This is a genomic window from Neobacillus sp. DHD-1R (genome assembly GCF_057747995.1).
In genome coordinates, this window is record NZ_CM173232.1 from 4,004,723 (window position 1) to 4,024,851 (window position 20,129).

The 20,129-nt window shown below is 38.9% G+C and carries 15 protein-coding genes and 1 other annotated feature; of the genes, 5 read left to right on the forward strand and 10 right to left on the reverse strand.

Translation table 11 applies throughout. From position 1 onward, the window contains the following. Nucleotides 1-225: 225 nt before the first annotated feature. On the forward strand, nucleotides 226-828 hold the full coding sequence (gene rpsD / locus AC3ANL_RS19765) for a 30S ribosomal protein S4 (RefSeq protein WP_488326090.1): 603 nt from the start codon (nucleotides 226-228) through the stop codon (nucleotides 826-828). A gap of 203 nt (nucleotides 829-1,031) precedes the next feature. On the opposite strand, the gene AC3ANL_RS19770 is transcribed toward rpsD, so the two are convergent. Both AC3ANL_RS19770 and tyrS read right to left on the reverse strand, forming a co-directional pair. Further along, the gene (locus AC3ANL_RS19770) at nucleotides 1,032-2,291 is read right to left on the reverse strand and encodes a hypothetical protein (RefSeq protein ID WP_488326091.1); all 1,260 of its coding nucleotides are present in this window, start codon (nucleotides 2,289-2,291) and stop codon (nucleotides 1,032-1,034) included. Between the two features lie 249 nt (nucleotides 2,292-2,540). Then, nucleotides 2,541-3,800 (reverse strand): tyrosine--tRNA ligase, encoded by a 1,260-nt coding sequence (tyrS, locus tag AC3ANL_RS19775; RefSeq protein ID WP_488326092.1) that lies wholly within the window; start codon nucleotides 3,798-3,800, stop codon nucleotides 2,541-2,543. A gap of 45 nt (nucleotides 3,801-3,845) precedes the next feature. Next, nucleotides 3,846-4,067 (reverse strand) — a binding site (T-box leader). 147 nt (nucleotides 4,068-4,214) lie between these two features. Between tyrS and AC3ANL_RS19780 the strand changes: the two genes are divergently transcribed. After that, complete coding sequence (locus AC3ANL_RS19780; protein ID WP_488326093.1) at nucleotides 4,215-6,995, forward strand: transglycosylase domain-containing protein; 2,781 nt, start codon at nucleotides 4,215-4,217, stop codon at nucleotides 6,993-6,995. A 58-nt stretch (nucleotides 6,996-7,053) separates the two neighbouring features. On the opposite strand, the gene acsA is transcribed toward AC3ANL_RS19780, so the two are convergent. Continuing rightward, nucleotides 7,054-8,772, reverse strand: a complete 1,719-nt coding sequence (gene acsA / locus AC3ANL_RS19785; protein WP_488329783.1) for an acetate--CoA ligase — start codon at nucleotides 8,770-8,772, stop codon at nucleotides 7,054-7,056. A gap of 206 nt (nucleotides 8,773-8,978) precedes the next feature. Here acsA and AC3ANL_RS19790 point away from each other — a divergent pair, with 206 nt between their 5' ends. The 3 genes from AC3ANL_RS19790 to AC3ANL_RS19800 all read left to right on the forward strand — a co-directional run bounded on the left by AC3ANL_RS19790 (nucleotide 8,979) and on the right by AC3ANL_RS19800 (nucleotide 11,734). Next, nucleotides 8,979-9,611: an N-acetyltransferase gene (locus AC3ANL_RS19790; protein WP_488326094.1), complete on the forward strand. Its 633-nt coding sequence runs from the start codon at nucleotides 8,979-8,981 to the stop codon at nucleotides 9,609-9,611. Nucleotides 9,612-9,917: 306 nt separating this feature from the next. Next, entirely contained in the window at nucleotides 9,918-10,565 is a 648-nt protein-coding gene (locus tag AC3ANL_RS19795; protein ID WP_488326095.1) for an acetoin utilization AcuB family protein, read from the forward strand. Next, nucleotides 10,562-11,734 (forward strand): acetoin utilization protein AcuC, encoded by a 1,173-nt coding sequence (locus AC3ANL_RS19800; protein WP_488326096.1) that lies wholly within the window; start codon nucleotides 10,562-10,564, stop codon nucleotides 11,732-11,734. Before AC3ANL_RS19795 ends, AC3ANL_RS19800 begins: the two co-directional genes overlap by 4 nt. Nucleotides 11,735-11,846: 112 nt before the next feature. On the opposite strand, the gene ccpA is transcribed toward AC3ANL_RS19800, so the two are convergent. The 7 genes from ccpA to AC3ANL_RS19835 all read right to left on the reverse strand — a co-directional run bounded on the left by ccpA (nucleotide 11,847) and on the right by AC3ANL_RS19835 (nucleotide 20,047). Beyond that, a complete protein-coding gene (gene ccpA, locus AC3ANL_RS19805; protein ID WP_488326097.1) occupies nucleotides 11,847-12,845 on the reverse strand; it encodes a catabolite control protein A in 999 nt (332 codons plus the stop codon). A gap of 254 nt (nucleotides 12,846-13,099) precedes the next feature. Further along, complete coding sequence (locus AC3ANL_RS19810; protein WP_488326098.1) at nucleotides 13,100-14,176, reverse strand: bifunctional 3-deoxy-7-phosphoheptulonate synthase/chorismate mutase; 1,077 nt, start codon at nucleotides 14,174-14,176, stop codon at nucleotides 13,100-13,102. A gap of 300 nt (nucleotides 14,177-14,476) precedes the next feature. Next, nucleotides 14,477-14,809 (reverse strand): bacillithiol system redox-active protein YtxJ, encoded by a 333-nt coding sequence (ytxJ, locus tag AC3ANL_RS19815; protein ID WP_488326099.1) that lies wholly within the window; start codon nucleotides 14,807-14,809, stop codon nucleotides 14,477-14,479. Nucleotides 14,810-14,888: 79 nt separating this feature from the next. After that, nucleotides 14,889-15,380 carry a YtxH domain-containing protein gene (locus AC3ANL_RS19820; RefSeq protein WP_488326100.1) on the reverse strand — a complete coding sequence of 164 codons (492 nt, stop codon included), beginning with the start codon at nucleotides 15,378-15,380 and terminating at the stop codon, nucleotides 14,889-14,891. 15 nt (nucleotides 15,381-15,395) lie between these two features. Beyond that, a complete protein-coding gene (locus AC3ANL_RS19825) occupies nucleotides 15,396-15,857 on the reverse strand; it encodes a DUF948 domain-containing protein (protein WP_488326101.1) in 462 nt (153 codons plus the stop codon). A gap of 184 nt (nucleotides 15,858-16,041) precedes the next feature. Next, nucleotides 16,042-17,343, reverse strand: coding sequence for a UDP-N-acetylmuramate--L-alanine ligase (gene murC, locus AC3ANL_RS19830; protein ID WP_488326102.1), 1,302 nt, complete (start codon nucleotides 17,341-17,343; stop codon nucleotides 16,042-16,044). Nucleotides 17,344-17,617: 274 nt separating this feature from the next. Beyond that, nucleotides 17,618-20,047 (reverse strand): DNA translocase FtsK, encoded by a 2,430-nt coding sequence (locus AC3ANL_RS19835; RefSeq protein ID WP_488326103.1) that lies wholly within the window; start codon nucleotides 20,045-20,047, stop codon nucleotides 17,618-17,620. Between the last annotated feature and the right edge of the window lie 82 nt (nucleotides 20,048-20,129).

The window sequence follows — 20,129 nt, forward strand, 5'->3', positions numbered from 1 at the left end:
TTGAATAAAAATTATATAATACTCTTTGTGTAAAATATTGCAGCCTATTATGTTCACTTTAATAGTCTCATTTTGTTCCTCAAATTAGCATTAAGCTTTTATTTGATGGTGTATCTTGTAACCCTCTGCTGCTAGGGCGAAGGTGCATGAAAACAAAATGGCTGTTAAAGAGTCTCATAACGGTTTTTATTTTACCAAAATAAAAACACTAAGGAGGAGTCATTCATGGCTCGTTATACTGGCTCAAGCTGGAAAATCTCCCGTCGTCTTGGAATCTCTCTAAGCGGCACGGGTAAAGAATTAGAAAAGCGTCCTTACGCTCCTGGACAACATGGTCCAAACCAACGCAAAAAGCTTTCTGAATACGGATTGCAATTACAAGAGAAGCAAAAGCTTCGTCATATGTATGGCGTAACTGAGCGTCAATTCCGTAATCTATTTGATAAAGCTGGCAAATTAAGCGGCGTACACGGTGAAAACTTCATGATTCTTCTTGAATCACGTCTTGACAACGTTGTTTACCGTTTAGGTCTTGCTCGCACTCGTCGTGCAGCTCGTCAATTAGTTAACCACGGACATATCCTTGTTAACGGTTCTCGCGTTGATATCCCATCATACCGCGTAGCAGCTGGTCAAACAATCAGCCTTCGTGAAAAATCACGTAACCTTGAAGTTGTTAAAGAAGCAATCGAAGTAAATAACTTTGTTCCTGATTATTTAACTTTTGATGCTGACAAATTAGAAGGTACTTTCACTCGCTTACCAGAGCGTTCTGAATTACCTGCTGAAATCAACGAAACACTTATCGTCGAGTTCTACTCACGTTAATTGATTTGCTTGTTAAATAGCAATCACAAAAGCCCTAGAATCCTTGATATATCAGTGGTTCTAGGTTTTTTTGTTTGTTTTCAGCTTTGTAGAATTATGTATTCTCCCCCAACAATTTGGGGGAGGTTTTAAATTAATCGGAATAAAAAATTGTGGACAGACACTTATTTATTGCAATAAAGGTAATGTCCCCTTTATTGCAATTATTTTGTATTTTCTTTCGAATTTTTACCATTAGCAATGATTTTTCCCCCAATGTTAAGTTCCTTTACTTCTCCGCCTTCCAATGCGTAACTTGTAACACCATCACCGTGTGTAATAATGTCTCCATTAACGGTCAAACTTTCAATTTTGCCCCCTGACTTAATACTTACGGCATTTGCCGCAAGTCTCATGTTTACGCCTTTAACTAGGGAATTGCCAACAGAGCCATAGGTTGCGACATTTTCTTCAATAATCATATTTCCAATGGGCTTACTGACTTGTATTCCAATGGAACCATCCCCATAGGTTGTGATGGATTTAAATTTAATATTTTCTACTGTACCGTCATATTGGTTAAACCCTCTCGCTCCTAATCCATATGTAATAATATCCTGTGCCAAGAAATCTTTTACTGTTCCAAAATTCACAAATCCAATGCCGCTCGGTCCATAAGATATGACCGGACGATGGCTAATCCATTTTTCAACTTTTCCCCATGTATCCAGCACCATGTCATTTACACCGTAAGTCACAATCTCGTCATGATGTTCAACTATTTTTGCTTCCACACCATACACAATGAATACTGCTGCAGTAATAATATCAGCTGTCCCATACGGCAGCATTCCATTTGAATAGACAGCACCTGTAGTTAGTGCTTCTAAATTAACCTTGCCGCCTTCATCGCCAAATCCGCAAACAAAAATGCCTGAGCCAATTACAGGAGCATTTTTAATGCCTATGGAGATGTTTGTTAATTTGCAATCAATTTGACTTTTAGGATCTGAATTAAAATTGTATACAGTTATTGCTCCTTGATACACATTAACGCCATACTTCTGAGGTTGCTCACTATAATGCCTCGAATCGCAAGAGGTAATATGGATGTTGTTTCCATAAAGATTAATCCTGTCCGTTCCTTGCCTAGAAATAATGGAAACTTGACCTGAAATATGCAAATTTTCAAGGACATGTTTCCCCATATCCGGAATGCCACACACTGTATAAATGGCTCTGTTTGTTTGTTTTGTTATAACAGTTAGGTTTGAGATGGTATTGTTTCGAGTCACTCCAAAACCATCACTATTATTGAAGCTTACTATACATGATTCAATATTTTTTCCAGTTAATTGATAGCCTTCAGGTATAGTAATCGAATGAGGGGAAAGAATGGATCCTTGTACTTCCAAAACTTGTGGCACATTTTCATAAATAGCATTCAATAGTTCTAATAGTGTAGTTACTCTTGTTTTTTTCATTTTTAACATTCACCCTTAAGTTCGTTATACTTATCATGAAGCTATGTTGACCAATTTTTTAGATTGGTATACTTTCCATTAAGGTAAAGAATGTAATGTAACGAGGACAATTGTAAGTTTTTGTTGCGGCATATGAAAAGCACCTCCTTAAATTGATACAATCATCGTACCAGGAGGCGCTATGTGTTTATATGCGTTGTTTGATTGAGGGCTTACGGACCTTGGAAAATCCAAAGCCCTTTAGATGAATTAGTATTTTATTAATGTGTATTTCTTTTTACCTCTTCTGATAATCGTAAACTGACCTTCAATGCGATCATGGTCTTGGAGGATATAAGCTGTATCTGTTATTTTCTCACCGTTTACAGTGACGGCGCCATTGGTAATATCCTCACGTGCCTGACGCTTCGAAGGAGAAATCTTCGCGGCAACAAGTAAATCCACTAGATTTTCATCTTCCTCACCTGCATCAAAGGATGGCACATCTTTAAAGCCTTGCTTGATCTCAGCAGCGGAAAGATTTTTTACATCTCCACTAAATAAAGCGAGCGAAATTTTAATGGCTTGTTGAAGCGATTCTTCCCCGTGAATAAGTCGAGTCATTTCTTCAGCTAATGCCTTTTGAGCTTTTCGAAAATGCGGTTCTTCTTGAACACTTTGCTCTAATTGTTCAATCTCTTCATGAGATAGGAAGGTAAAGTACTTTAAGTATTTAACTACATCTGCATCGGCAGAGTTAATCCAGAACTGGTAAAATTCATATGGTGTCGTTTTTTCCGGATCTAGCCAGACAGCTCCACCTTCTGACTTTCCAAACTTGGTACCATCTGCTTTAGTTACAAGTGGAATAGTAAGACCGTAGGCTTTGGATTCTTCTTCAGGATGCATTTTTCTTATTAATTCTAAGCCAGAGGTAATGTTTCCCCACTGATCGCTCCCGCCAATTTGTAATTTACAATTATGATGGTCATACAAATGATTAAAATCCATTGCCTGCAAGATGGTGTAGGTGAATTCCGTGAAAGATATCCCTGATTCTAAGCGGGTAGCAATCGTATCTTTAGCCAGCATGTAGTTTACGCCGATATGCTTTCCGATATCACGCAAAAACGTCACAATATCCATGGAACCTGCCCAATCATAGTTATTCACCATGATGGCCCCATTTTCTCCGTCAAAGTCAAAAATGGCTGCTAGCTGCTGCTTGATGCCGGCTACATTTTCCTGCACGGTTTCCAAGGTTAATAGTTTCCGCTCTTCACTTTTGCCACTTGGATCGCCAATCAATCCTGTTGCCCCGCCCACTAAAACAATTGGACGGTGACCATGCTGTTGGAATCTCCTCAACGTTAAAAATGGAACCAAGTGCCCAATATGGAGGCTATCGGCGGTTGGGTCTGCTCCGCAATATAAAGAAATACTTTCTTTGCTTAAAAGATCCTTTAAACCTTCTTCATCTGTTTGTTGGTAAATAATGCCTCTCCATGCTAAATCCTGTAATAAATCCATTGCCCATTCCTCCTTCTGATTCAAAACAAAAACGCCCCTGCAAAATGCAGGGACGTAAATTTTTACGCGGTACCACCCAGCTTGAGGAAAAATTCCTCCAACTCAAAAAATTAACGGTTTTGCCCGTTCTCTGCTACTCTTCATTCTTTTCACAGAAAAAGCTCAAGGATGTAATTCATTCTTCTATATGTATCAGCTTTCACCACCGCTGACTCTCTTCAAAACAGGGATAGAAGAACTACAGTTGATTCCTTTCATAGCCTTAAATATAAAATTTTCTATAGCTTTTTTTACCATATTTCATTCAAGATGTCAAACGGCAACTGGAAATTTCAGAAAATGTAAAAGGCTGTCAGTTTTTATATCTTCTATATGCTATAATGGATTTGATTTTATAATGAGGTGATGCCCTGCATGAATGAAAAAATACAAGCTTGGATGGAAAAAATTAAATCCATACTTAACTTGATAACCCATAAAAAGGCAGTTAAAAGTGCTCGAATTACTTATCAAGTCGTTTGGAACTTAATTCTTCTTGTATTGACAGTTGTCATTCTAGGAGGTTCATTTGCAACAGGGGTTGGCGCCGGCTATTTTGCCTCGCTTGTAAAGGATGAACCGGTCCGGTCATACGACAGTATGAAAAAGGATATTTATAATTACACTGAAACATCAAATTTATATTTTGCTAACGATGTCTATCTTGGCAGGCTTAAGACTGACCTTGTACGGGAAGAAGTCAAACTGGATCAAGTATCTGATTATTTGGTCAATGCTGTTGTTGCTACAGAAGATGAATACTTCTATCAGCACAAAGGTGTAGTTCCAAAAGCCGTTTTCCGTGCCCTCTTTCAAGAGGTTACCAACTCCTCCGTTCAATCCGGTGGCAGTACATTAACACAGCAATTAATAAAAAATCAGATTTTAACAAATGAAGTTTCTTTCCAACGGAAAGCGAATGAAATTTTACTGGCACTGCGCTTAGAGAAATTTTTTGATAAAAAGGAAATTCTCGAAGCATATCTCAATGTTTCCACGTTTGGCAGAAATTCTTCCGGACAAAACATTGCTGGCGTACAAGCAGCTGCAAAAGGAATTTTTGGTAAAAACGCTAGTGACTTAACGCTTCCACAAGCAGCATTCATTGCCGGATTACCGCAAAGCCCGTTTGGCTATACTCCTTTTACTAGAGAAGCTACCATTAAGAACAACTTAGAACCAGGCCTCACACGAATGAAAACCGTATTAAAAAGAATGTTTGACGGTGGATACATAAACCAACAGCAATATGCAGAAGCCTCAGCCTATGACATTACAAAAGACTTTATCGATTCTGTTGATAACCCAGTTGAAAAATACCCATGGCTAACAGTTGAGATTCAGCAGCGTTCCGAGGATGTCCTTACAACTGTCTTAGCACAAAAAGATGGATACACTGAGAAAGACTTGAAAAGTGACGATAATCTTTATTACAAATACAAAATAATAGCAAACCATGATTTGCATCAAAATGGCTATAAAATTTATTCCACGATTGACAAAGATATCTATGATGCCATGCAAAAGGTAAAAGATAATTATAAATATTACGGACCAGATAAGGCGCAGGAAAAAACAGATCCGGAAACTGGAGAAAAGATAACGGTGATGGAACCCGTTGAAGTCGGCGCCGAGTTGATTGAGAATAAAACCGGAAAAATTATCAGCTTTGTTGCTGGTAGAAATTATGACAAACAACAGCTAAATCATGCTACAAGTGCAGTGAGACAAAACGGCTCCACAATGAAGCCGCTTCTCGTCTACGGACCAGCTATTGAGCTAGGCAAAGCCGCACCGGGAACACCTTTACCAGATGTTGAATTATACTTAGCAGGCAAAGCAAAGCCTTGGCCGCGAAACTATGATTTACGATACAGCGGCATTACTTCAGCTAGATACGCTTTGGCAAAATCATATAATGTCCCTGCTGTTAAATTATACAAGGATATTTTAGGTCAACGTCCGGCTAAGTACCTCGAAAAGATGGGTTTTACATCACTTTTGGAACCGGACTTTGAAAATCCGGCTACAGCCATTGGATCATTGGAAAAGGGTGTTACGATTGAAGAAAATACCAATGCATTCAGCACTTTTGCCAATGGCGGGAAATTTATTGACGCTTATTTGATTGATAAAATTGTTGATAAAGATGGCAAGGTCATCTATCAGCACGAAGGGAAACCTGTTGACGTTTTTAAACCGCAAACAGCGTACTTAACAATTGATATGATGCGCGACGTTTACAAAATGGGTACTGCTGCAGGCGTAAAAAACAAATTAAAATTTAATTCAGACTGGGCGGGCAAAACTGGAACAGGGAATGAATATATTGATTCCTGGTTCGTTGCTACAAACCCTAACGTAACCTTTGGTATTTGGACAGGCTATGATACACCTAAATCACTAAAGACTTCCGGTATGTCATATAGTCAACGGACCAATAACCTTTGGGCTGAATTAATAAATGCAGCCTATAGCATAAAGCCTGATTTAATTGATCCAAAAGAAAGTTTTCAAATGCCTGAGGGAATCGTGAAACGCTCCTATTGTGCTGTTTCCGGAATGCTTCCATCTACTGCCTGCTCTAGAGCTGGATTAATCGAAACTGATTACTTTAATATAAATAATGTGCCAACAAAAGTAGATGATAGCTTGATTGAAGGGAAATTTGTTACCGTGGGGGATAAAAAATATTTAGCTCTAGATTCAACACCAAAAGAGTTTTCCCAGTTCGGTCTTATTTTAAACCCTGACTTTATCGCTCGGCTGGTTGGTAAGAATTTTAAAAATTACAGTCAGCTTATTCCCAAGAAAGATCGATGGGGAAAAATTCTCGTTACTACTGCGAAAATGGTCGATAACGGAAAGACACCTAACGGGGTAAGTTTATCCGCGTCTGGTAACAAATTATCTTGGTCAACTTCTTCGGATAATGATGTAGTCGGTTACCGAGTTTATCAAAGCGGCTTACTCTCAACAAAGGTCGCAAGCATTTCTAGCGGCTCTAAACATTCCTTTACAGCTGGAAATGGCAGCTATTATGTAACCGCAGTTGATATCGCTGGAAATGAATCTGCTCCATCCAATCTTATCGAGGTTGGAGCCGTACCACCAACTGCTCCAGCACCACCATCAACGCCGACGCCAAAACCATAAATATAAGTAAAGCCGCACCGAAATTCGGTGCGGCTTTTACTGTGAAATACTTTTGTTTTTAGTCTTCCATTGTTGAAAGGTCACCTGTCGGCAAATTTAACTCCCAAGCCTTTAAGACACGTCTCATAATTTTACCACTTCTTGTTTTTGGCAACTTGTCACGGAAGTCAATTTCCCTTGGGGCAGCATGGGCTGCAAGACCCTTTTTCACAAACAGTCTTATTTCTTCCTTCAAATCATCAGAGGCTTCATAGCCATCACGCAATGCAATGAAGGCCTTAATGATTTCACCACGAATTGGGTCCGGCTTCCCAATGACACCCGCTTCAGCCACTGCAGGATGCTCGACAAGCTTGCTTTCTACTTCAAACGGTCCGACACGCTCTCCCGAAGTCATAATGACATCATCTACACGGCCTTGGAACCAGAAATAGCCATCTTCATCCATATACGCTGAATCACCAGATACATACCAATCACCAGGCATAAAATAAGATTCAAATTTCTCTGGATTATTCCAAATGGTATGCATCATGGAAGGCCAGCCTTTTTTAATCGCTAAGTTCCCCATTCGATATGGTGGCAGCTCTGCTCCTTGATTATCAACGATTGCAGCTTGAACACCTGGAATTGGTTTCCCCATCGAGCCTGGTTTAATCTCCATACATGGATAGTTACTAATAAGCTGGGCGCCTGTTTCCGTCATCCACCAGTTATCGTGGATTCGCTTATTAAATACCTTTGCACCCCACTTAACTACTTCTGGGTTCAATGGCTCACCTACACTTAGAATATGGCGCAGGCTGCTTAAATCAAATTTCTTAACGAGCTCATCCCCTGCACCCATTAACATCCGGAATGCAGTCGGCGCACTATACCAAACCGTAACGCCATAATCCTCTATTATTTGATACCAGCTGTCAGGGCTGAAACGCCCTCCCACAATCACATTTGATGTTCCTGTTAACCAAGGCCCAAAGATACCATAGGATGTCCCAGTAACCCAGCCTGGGTCTGCTGTGCACCAGTAAACATCATCCTCTTTTAAATCAAGAACCCATTTTGCCGTTTGGTAGTGTTGAATCATCGCATTATGTACATGCAGTACTCCCTTTGGCTTTCCTGTAGAGCCTGATGTATAATGCAAAATAAGCCCGTCTGTCCGCTTGCCCCATTCAATATTGAGATCTTTACTAGCGGATGCAAATTTTTCTAGAAAGTCAATACATCCCCCTTGCTCTTCAACGTTGTTTCCGATTAGAAAGATATGCTTCAATGACGGTAAATCCTGAATAGGGACACGATCCAACAACTCTGGTGTAGTAACTAAAACTTTCGCTTCACTATCTTGAAGGCGGTCTCTTACTGCCCCTTCCATGAATGCCTCAAATAACGGGCCAACAATCGCCCCCAGCTTAATTGCCCCTAAAACAGTAAAATAAAGCTCAGGTGAACGAGGCATGAAGATAAAAACGCGGTCACCTTTTTCTACATCACCATAGGTTTTTAACACATTTCCTGCCTTATTTGATAAATCCTTCATTTCCTTAAAGGTATATTTTTCATCTCTTGAACCATCCCGATAATATAGGGCGACCTTATTTTTTCGAAAAGTTTTTACGTGGCGGTCTATTGCCTCATACGCCAAATTAACAAGCCCTGTGTCATTCCAGGAGAATTCCTTTTCTGTTTCCTTCCAGTCAAATTGTTTGTACGTTTCTTCATAATTACTTAAATTATAGTCCCCTTGCACAACTGGCAACGCTTCCACTTTCATTTTCATCTCTCCCTCTTGACTCATATGAGATTATTATAGTACAGATAAGGACTATTCACAATTTTAAAAATATTATTTGTGTCATTTATCCTATTCCTTCATAATAGTTTTTATAAAAAATAGAAAATTTTGTGAAATATCTTTTTCCTAATAGATTTTATGTATAATAGAATTATTACACAACCATCTCCTAGGTAGGTGAACGTATGGAACACAAAAAAACATACAATGCCAAACAATTGAAAACTCCCCATGGGAATTTAATTATTGAAGGCCCTATTCCTTCAGATACACTAGCAGGTTATGAATTCCATGAAGATCTTGTGGCGTTTCGTCCCCCTGAGCAGCAGCATAAGGCGTTACTTGGCATTGCTGAACTGCCAGAAGGGAGAATTATTATTGCACGGAATCGGAACATGATCGTTGGATATGTAACCTATCTTTATCCCGATCCACTTGAACGATGGTCTGAAGGCAAAATGGATAATTTAATCGAATTAGGTGCCATTGAAGTGATCCCGCAATTTAGAGGATATTCAGTCGGTAAAAGCCTACTGATTGTCTCAATGATGGATGATGCAATGGAAGATTATATTACCATTACGACTGAATATTATTGGCATTGGGATTTAAAAGGCACCAAATTAAATGTATGGGATTATCGAAAGATCATGGAAAAGATGATGAATGCCGGTGGTCTTGAGTGGTATGCAACAGATGACCCCGAAATATGCTCCCACCCTGCTAATTGTCTAATGGCACGGATGGGGAAAAGAGTGGATATGGAATCTATCCAAAAATTTGACCGCTTAAGATTTATGAATCGGTTTATGTATTAAAGAACAAAAGCGCAAGCGCCCGGTTAGCGACGTATGGACTGGAGCACATCGACTGAGATAAAGGAAACACGAAGAGCGTTAGCGATTCGATGTTGACTTATCGTAGGGAGATGGGCGAAGTACACTAGTCGCTGGGCGCTGGAGCTGGACGAATTTAACTCATTAAATGTTATTCACAGTGATGCAATCTATAATTTCCTATAAAAAGAAAAATGGAAGCGACTCGATGCTGACTTTTTGGCTCGAAAAGCAATGGTCGCTGGAGCTGAACAACTGAATCTTTTTAGGAGTAAGGGTGAGTCTCTAATGATAGTCGAAGAAATCATGAAAACCGATGTTGCAACACTTTTACCGACAGATACAATTGAAGATGCCATAGGGTTAATGGAAGTTCGGAAAATTCGTCATATTCCCGTTATTGATTCTAAAAAGCATTTAGTAGGCCTCGTTACGGTTTCAAAGATAAGGGATGTAACTCCATCGATTTTTCACGCCAATGAACATCCTGAAGATTTAAAAAAACCGCTTGAATCCATTATGGAGAAAAACGTCATTACAGGTCATCCGCTCGATTTTGTTGAAGAGGCGGCAGGTCTTTTTTATGAACATAAGATCAGCTGTATCCCAATCATCAACGACCGAAAACTAGTTGGTATTGTAACTGAAACTGATTTGCTGCGAACAATGGTTGAACTGACTGGAGCCCATCAACCAGGTTCCCAAATCGAAATTAGAGTTCCAAATCTGACAGGGATGCTTAGTGATATTACAGCCGTTATAAAAAATAGAAAAGCCAATATTCTAAGTGTTCTTGTTTATCCTGATAAAACCGATAAGCACTTTAAAATACTTGTTATCAGAGTCCAGACGATGAACCCGACTGCCCTCATTCAAGATCTTAAACAAGCTGGACACGATGTATTATGGCCAAATCTGCCGGGGATTTCTTTATGAGTGATAAGTGCTCCTTTGTTTTTTCAGAAGAACTGTTGAGTTACAACTTCGGCAACCATCATCCATTTGACCAATTTCGTCTTAAATTAACTGTTGACCTATTAAATAAAATGAATGCACTAGATCCGGAACAGATCATCCCGCCCAAAATGGCATCTGATGAAGAGCTGTCTCTTATCCATGACCGAAGTTACATAGAGGCTGTCAAACAAGCTGGCCAAGGAACTCTTCCTGTTGAAATAGCTGAAAACTATGGTTTAGGCACAGAAGACACACCCGTATTTCCACATATGCATGAAGCGAGTGCTTTATTAGTAGGTGGGACTTTAACAGCCGTAGATGAAGTCATGACAGGAAAAGCTCTACATGCTCTCCACCTTGGCGGAGGATTGCACCATGGCTTCCGTGGTAAAGCCTCTGGATTTTGTATTTATAATGATAGCTCGGTAGCCATTAAATATCTTCAGAAAAAATACAATGCACGGGTATTATATGTAGATACGGATGCACATCATGGTGACGGTGTTCAATGGTCTTTTTATGATGACCCCAATGTCTGTACCCTGTCTATCCATGAGACAGGACGTTATTTGTTTCCTGGCACAGGAAATATTAACGAGCGTGGGCAAGGAAGTGGTTACGGCTATTCTTTTAATATCCCTGTTGATGCCTTTACTGAAGATGAATCGTGGCTTCATGCTTACACTCAATCACTAAAAGAAGTAGCTGAATTTTTCAAACCAGATGTCATCTTAACCCAAAATGGTGCAGACTCACATTATTATGATCCATTAACACATTTATCGGCCACCATGAAAATTTATCGAGAAATCCCTAAGCTTGCTCATGAAATTGCTCACCAATATTGTAATGGGAAGTGGATTGCCGTTGGAGGCGGTGGATATGATATTTGGAGAGTAGTACCAAGGGCATGGGCGCTTATTTGGCTCGAAATGACAGAAAATTCAAATGGTTTTGGGTCCTTACCTGACGCATGGTTAAATCAATGGCAAAAAGAATCACCTGTTTCTCTGCCTAATGAATGGGATGACGCTGAATACTTATATACACCAATCCCTAGAAAAGCGGAAATTACGGAGAAAAATTTACTTACATTAGAAAAAGCATTGTACCCCATTAGAAATTCCAAGAAGAGTGAAACCAAGTAAAAGGGCTGCAAACATGCAGCCCCTTTTTACTTATATATGAATTTATGAGGTTTGACTTCGAGAATTGTCCAGCTCCAGGCCATACGCCGCTGACCAGGGCGCTTCCGCCTGATTACTTAGTCGATTGCCTGTGTTCAATTCTATGTGGAAGAATAACTGTATGCTCACTTGTTTTTTCTTTATTCATCAATTTAGTTAACAAACGCATTGCAACAGCACCCATATCATATAATGGCTGCACAATGGTTGTAAGCTGCGGACGCACCATTAAGGACAGTCTGGTATTATCCGATGTAATGACCTCAAAGTCTTCAGGAATGGTAAATCCTTTGTCCTCTGCTCCATGAACAACTCCTAATGCCATTTCATCAGAACCCACTAGAATCGCTGTAGGTCTTTCACTAGCTTCAAGTAATTTTTCAAAGGCTTCTATACCAGAGTCGTAAGTATAATCTCCTTCAACAATAAGTTCCTCATTATAAGGTAAGCCAGCATCTTGAAGGGCACGTTGATAGCCCTTTAATTTTTTCTGGGCATTTTTTGGCTCATGCAGTGGTCCAACAACAAAAGCAATGTTTTTATGACCTTTTTCAATGAATTCCTTCACAGAATCATAAACAGCTTCTTCATAATCTATGTTCACAGAAGGAATTTGATTTGTTTCTTCAATAGATCCGGCAAGAACGATTGGCACTGGAGATTTTCCAAATTCCTCCACATGATCTGCCGTGATATTTCCGCCCATGAATACAAGACCATCTACTTGTTTACCAAGCATGGTATTAAGCAAATGTAATTCCTTATCTTTGTTTTGGTCGGAGTTACTTAAAATAATATTGTATTTATACATGGTTGCAATATCTTCAATCCCGCGTGCTAATTCCGCAAAAAAGATATTAGAGATATCAGGAATGATAACCCCTACAGTTGTTGTTTTTTTACTTGCTAACCCTCTTGCAACTGCATTTGGACGATACCCTAATCTTTCAATGACCTCTAATACCTTTTTTCTTGTTACTGGTTTAACATTTGGATTCCCGTTGACAACACGAGAAACCGTTGCCATCGAAACATTTGCTTCCCTTGCCACATCATAAATTGTGATATTCACTTATACACACTCTCCTAAAACGTACATGTTTTCTTTATTTTACATCTTCTTTGGAAAAACTAATCATCTATATTTGATTGTGAGATATTTTACAATCTTTATATGTACTTAATGATACGACAACTAGTTAAAAGCCGCAATTGCATTTGTCAATATTTTTTCTAAAATAGACGTAAATAATAAAAAACCTTCTGATAAGGTTCAGAAGGTTTCTGACTAATCATTCTTTGATATCGTTTAATCGAGGCTTTTACTTAAAGACGTACAAAGTTTGATGCAAGCAATTGATTATAGAATGTATCAAACTGGTTAAGATCCATTTGCTGTTGAGCATCTGAAAGGGCTACGGCAGGATCCGGATGCACTTCAGCCATAACGCCATCAGCACCAATTGCAATAGCTGCCTTCGCACAAGGAAGTAATAAATCCCTTCTCCCTGTTGAATGCGTAACATCGACCATTACTGGCAAGTGGGTTTCTTGTTTAAGAATTGGAACTGCTGAGATATCGAGTGTATTTCTTGTAGCTCGTTCATATGTTCGGATACCGCGCTCACAAAGGATGATTTGGCCATTTCCTTGTGCCATAATGTACTCGGCAGCATTGATAAATTCTTCAATGGTTGCTGAAATTCCTCTTTTTAATAACACTGGCTTTTTGACGGCACCCGCAGCTTTTAATAATTCAAAATTTTGCATATTACGTGCACCTATTTGAATGACATCAATATAATCACAAGCCATTTCAATATCAGCTGGGTTAACAATTTCACTAATAACCGCCATATCGTATTCGTCTGCAACACGTTTTAGAATTTTTAAGCCTTCAACTCCAAGACCTTGGAAATCGTATGGAGATGTTCTTGGTTTATAGGCACCACCACGAAGAAGCTTTAAGCCTTTTTCCTTCATGGATTTTGCTACCGCTGATACTTGCTCATACGACTCGACAGAACAAGGGCCAAAAACGAAATGTTGCTTACCATCTCCGATATTTTCACCTTTTAATGACACAATTGTATCTTCAGGCTTCTTCTTCCTTGAGACAAGTAATGCTTTTTCATGGTCATCCTTCTGTAAATCCAAGCCGGCTTTAAAAATTTCTTTGAAAAGATGATCGATAGTGGAATTTTCAAATGGACCATCGTTATGTTCTTTAATCACTTCAAGCATTTTTCTTTCACGGACTGGATCGTAACGGTAAACCCCTTGATTTCCTTTAACCTGTCCAATCTCTTGAACAAGCTGAGCTCTCTCGTTAATGATCTTCAATAATTCTAAGTTCAGTTCGTCTACACGTGACCTCAATTGATCTAAATTATTATTGCTCATTTTTCGACCCCGTCCTTCCTTTTGTAAATCATTTTTAAAAGCGCTACATGTAATCTCTAGCGATATTCATTGATTTACAAGCCTAAAGTTATTATCTTTTATAATATTTTAATAATTAGACCTATTATAGCTGAAAAGCATTTTTTTGTCACTAACTTTTTCTTTATCGATTAAACGCTTTTAAGCACTAAAGTATATGTTATTTGATTAGTATATGTTGTTGATTTCACGATGTTGTTAATTTTTTAAAATTAATTTAAAGAAAGGGATGAACAGCTTTGTCTCCTTCCACTTTAGGTATTATTTATTTTCACCGCTGGCACTTAGGAGTGAACGATTGGTTATTTTCCAATGAGAGGCATTCCATGCCACTTCTCCCTCTGAAAAAAGAAAAGCTTGTGGTGATTCGTGTTTAATTTGAAATCTTTCCGCAATCTCGTTGGATAATGGCCGTGAATCCTGAACAGCTAAATAATAGGTTGGAATATGTTGATTTTCAGTTGAAAATTTTTCGTATTCTTTATATGCAGCATGACTAATTGGACAGGTTAAACTGTGTTTTAGCAGATAAAATTTACTTTCATTTTTGAATAGGTCATCAAATTGCTCAATAGATTCGATTTTTTTCAGCATTTGAACATTCCTCCAAAATAAATAAACGGTGAAGTAATTTTAACACTTCACCGTTTTTATCACAAACAATTTTAGTTAATTAAAGTTTGACCTTACTTTCTTCAGCCTCGAAAGCCTTTTGTGCTTCCTCTAATTTTTTCCTTATTTCTTGATCATCCATAAATTTAACTTCATCTGACTTTTTTGCCGATGGAGTCTCTTTTGTGTGAATTGGGATATAGGATGTTTCGGAATCCATTCCTTCTTCTTGAAGGGGTAGTTTTCCTTTAACCTTATTCAAGAGCTCAGATGATTGCTGCACAATCCCCTGTGAAAGAGAGGATGTCTTCGTTACGAAATCATTGCTTTTGGTCATAACATTTTCCCGTAAATCAGTTGTTTTATCCAAGAGGGTGTCTGCTTGATTACTTAATGAATCACGAAGCTCTTTTCCCGTTTTAGGTGCCAAAAGCAGTGCAGCTGCGGCCCCCACAACTCCTCCAATTAGTGCACCTAGTAAAAAGGTATTGGAAGATTCTTCCCTTAGATTTTGATTTGTTTCTCTTGATTCATATTCTCTATTGGACATCATTTTTTCCTCCCTTATCTAATGTGACCTAACTCTCTGCCTTTCGCTTGAGCTGACTTCCATTTTTGTCTGCTTTCTAGCTGTCCATTTATCTTTCAATTCAAGAAGTGCATTACCCCATTGGACAATTTGCGAGATTTTCTCTTTATTATTTTCTACTTGCTGATCAACAGAAATGGTGATATTTTGCAGTGAACTATTAAATTTGGAAACCGTTGTCCCAACATCCTTAACAGCTTCAACGACACTATTTAAACTTTGAGATTTTTGCTGAATATCTTCAGCAAGAGTGTTTGTCTTTTGCAAAAGTAATGTCGTTTCCGTTGTCACACCATCCAATTGTTTTTCTAATCCCTTCAATGTTTCTGAAACGCTTGTAAGTGTAACTTGAAGTGATTTGAGCGTTTTTGATAAATAGATAACAAGCACAAAAAATGCAATTGCTATCAAGGCTACGCTTAAGTATAAAATAATTTGCATTGTGCACCTCCGCCTTATTCCTATCAGTATGTATATCCCATCCAATATAGATATAAACCTCGCTAATATCTTATACTACTTCAATATTTTTGTCTTGTTTTCCTGCTATTAGTTTCAAAAAGTCCAAACAAAAACAAAGGGTCAGACCCCACAATCGTGAGGTTTGACCCTTTTGAGTTTTCTTTTATTGAATTAATTGTTTTTCGTATGATTCTTGGAATTTTTGAATATCTCCGGCACCCATAAAAATAATCACACTGTTGTCGTACTGATTTAAAACAGTTGTATTTTCTTCAGAAAGAATTTGCGAGCCCTCAATTTTGTCCTGTAAATCCTTGATGCTTAACTTCCCATGGTTTTCCCTGGCAGAGCCGAAAATCTCACATAAATAGGTTTGATCAGCTTGCCGTAAGCTTGCCGCAAAATCTTCTAAAAATGCTTGCGTCCGTGAAAAAGTATGTGGCTGGAATACAGCAATGATCTGTTTGTCAGGATATTTCTGCCTTGCTGCCTCAATGGTTGCTTTAATTTCTGTCGGATGATGGGCATAATCATCAATTAAGATTTGTGAACCGAATCTTTTTTCAGAGAATCTTCTTTTTACCCCCTGGAATGTTTGAAGATGCTCTTTGACATTGTTTACATCAATTTCTTCATAATGACATAAGCCAATGACAGACAGGGCATTTAAAACACTATGATCACCAAAGGTAGGGATAGAAAAAGTATCATAGAAGGTATTTCGAATAAAGACATCAAAGCTTGTTCCGCTTGTGGTTTTCACGAGGTTTTTAGCCTGATAGTCGTTTTCCTCGCCAAATCCGTAAAAGAGTACAGGAACCTTTGCCTGAATCTTTTGAAGCTGTTCATCATCTCCGTAGGCAAATATCGCCTTTTTCACTTGTACCGCCATTTCTTGAAAGGCTGAAAAAACATCATCAATATTTGCAAAATAGTCCGGGTGATCGAAGTCAATATTTGTCATGATAGCATAGTCAGGAAAGTAGGATAAGAAATGCCGTCTGTATTCACATGCTTCAAATACAAAGTATTCAGCATCATGTTCCCCTTTTCCAGTTCCGTCACCAATTAAATAGGATGTTGGTTTTGCTCCTGCGATTGTATGTGCAAGCAGTCCTGTCGTGGACGTTTTTCCGTGTGCACCTGTAATCGCGACACTTATAAAGTTTTGCATAAAATCGCCTAAAAATCGATGGTACCTTACAATCGGAAGTCCAAGCTTCATTGCTTCTTGAATCTCCTCATGGGTATCAGGAAATGCATTCCCTGCAATAATCGTCATACCTGGCTTGATATTTTCCTTTTGAAAGGGAAGGATCTTAATCCCTGATTGTTCAAGGGCCAATTGAGTAAAAAAGCGCTTTTCGACATCGGAGCCCTGCACTTGAAATTTCATATCATGAAGAACTTGTGCGAGTGCACTCATCCCAGACCCCTTTATACCTACAAAATGGTAAATAGTCATAGAAGAACCTCCAACCAACGTAATACTGTTTAACCAGTATATGATATCTCTTTTGTAATTGCTAACGAGAAAAACAGAAGCCTTTTTTGGCTCGAGCTAGACAATCAAATATGATAGCACACGTTGTTTTTATATATATTTATAAGAAATCATTTCATTATTATAGCACTGTTTGTTTAGAAAAACTATTTGTGAACCATACAATTATGTCGCCTAGTCTGCACTATATAGTTTTGACCACATCAAAACAGAATACAATCATAAATTAATCATACTACTCTTGGATAGATTGTAAATCAGCTTCAGTTATTAATACTTCCCTAGGTTTACTTCCATTTGCACTTGTAATATAACCGTTTTGCTCCAACATATCCATCAATCGAGCTGCTCGGTTATAGCCTATTTTAAATCGACGCTGCAGACTTGAGGTTGATGCGCCCCCATGGTCAATGATAAATTCACATGCCTCATAAAAGAGCTCATCCTCCTCTTCGATTACCTGTGCTTTTTTTAGCAGTTCTTCTTGCTCAAATAAATATTCAGGTTCTCTTTGCTCTCTTACATGGGCAACGACCAAATCTATCTCTTCATCAGATACATAAGTTCCCTGTAAGCGCACAGGTTTTGATGAGCCATTTTCTAAAAATAGCATATCTCCACGGCCAAGCAATTTTTCTGCACCACTAATATCAATAATCGTGCGCGAATCAACTTGTGAAGAAACAGAAAAGGCAATCCTTGTTGGAATATTGGCTTTTATTAATCCAGTAATGACATCAACCGATGGTCTTTGGGTCGCAACAATAAGATGAATACCACATGCCCTGGCTTTTTGGGCAATACGGCAAATGGCTTCTTCTACATCAGCAGGAGACATCATCATTAAATCAGCCAACTCATCAATGACAATCACTATAAACGGTAGTTTATCTGAGTAACGCTTATGCTGCATCGCTAGTTCATTAAAGCGGTTAATATCACGGACACCTGTATGTGCAAAAAGCTCGTAGCGTCTTTCCATTTCGTCCACAGCCCATTTTAACGCGGCAGTGGCTGCCTTCACATCTGTGATAACAGGACTGACGAGATGTGGAATTCGATTGTATGGAGCGAGCTCCACCATTTTAGGGTCAATAAGCAGCAGCTTTAAATCCTCCGGACGGGCCTTATACAACAGACTAATCAAGATGGAGTTAATACATACACTCTTTCCTGAGCCGGTCGCACCAGCAATTAAGCCGTGTGGCATTTTTTTCAAATCCGTCACGATTGGTTTGCCAGCAATATCAAGGCCCAGCACGGCCGTTAACGGCGAAGAAGATTCTTTAAAAACACTACTCCCAATAATTTCATTAATTGGCACTGGTCTTGATTTCTGATTCGGCACTTCAATCCCAATCGTATGTTTTCCAGGTATTGGTGCTTCAATCCGAATATCTCGTGCCGCAAGGCTTAACTTAATATCGTCACTTAAATTAGTGATTTTATTTACCTTTACACCAGGCTCCGGCTGTACTTCAAAACGAGTAACAGCTGGGCCTTGTGTCACATTCACCACACTTGCCCCAACATTAAAGTTTTGTAAGGTTACATTTAAAAGCTCTTTTTGCCCTTCAATCCATGCAGTATCAAGGACTTCAGTGACAGGTGGACTTAATAAATCTGATTTAGGAAGATCATATACACCATCCGCTTGGATTTCCTCCATTATTGGTGCTTGTTCGATTACCTGATTAACTTTTTCTACTGATTTTTCCTCAACTGGTGGAGCTATTTGCTGTTCAAGCTGCCTTTTTTGATGTCTTTCTTGCCATTTTTGTTTGTCTTGCTTTAACATCATCACATTGAAAGGCAGCTTTGCCCGTTTGGGTTCTGGTGGATCTTGTTCAGGCACTGATTCCTGTTCTGGTTCAGATTCCTGAGTTAATTCTATCTCCATAGCCGGTACTATCTCCACGGCTGGTTGTACATCCACAGCTGGTTCTACTACCACAGCTGGTTCTACTACCACGGCCGGTTCTACTACCACAGCCGGTTCTACCACCACGGCCGGTTCTACCACCACGGCTGGTTCACTCTCTAACACCGGTTCCATCATCAATACCGGTTGTACGATCTCCACGGCTGGTTCCACCTCAAGGGTCGGTTCAATATCACTTTGATAAGCAGAGACAACCTCTACCGCTTCTTTTTCGAAGGTAGCTGCTGTTTCAGTTAAGCTGACTTCTAGACCAACTAATTGTTCCAGCTGGTTCTCAACATTATCATTTAAAAAATCACTTAATTCATGTTCCACAATGATATCCGTCTTTTTAGGCCTATTAAACCCGAAAACAGGTGAAGGAATTTCAGTAGGATGAAATGGTCCCCTAGGTCGTGATCCATATTCTTTTTTAACCTTGGGCACTTCTATTTTAACTGGTGGAACTTCTTGTTTTTCCAGAGTTCTTCTCTTCTCACGAAGTTTTACGGATTTATTTGGCCGTAAGGTTTCATGCTTTACCTTTTCCACAACTTTTGGCGGTCGCGGCGTATGATTACTCGCTTTTGGATATTGATAAGAAATTCTTGTATCAATATCCTTTACATTATCAAATTGACTAGGAGGCAGGAGGTAATCTGGCTGCTTATGTAAATTGTGATCGTTCCTTTCCTCTTCCTCTTCTTTTTTTAACTTTTGAAAAAAGTTTTGGATCCAACTCAAAACTATCACTCTTTCTTCTTCATCTATCATTCTATTTTATCAGTAATTATTATTTTTTCGACATAATTCTTAAGAATGAGTC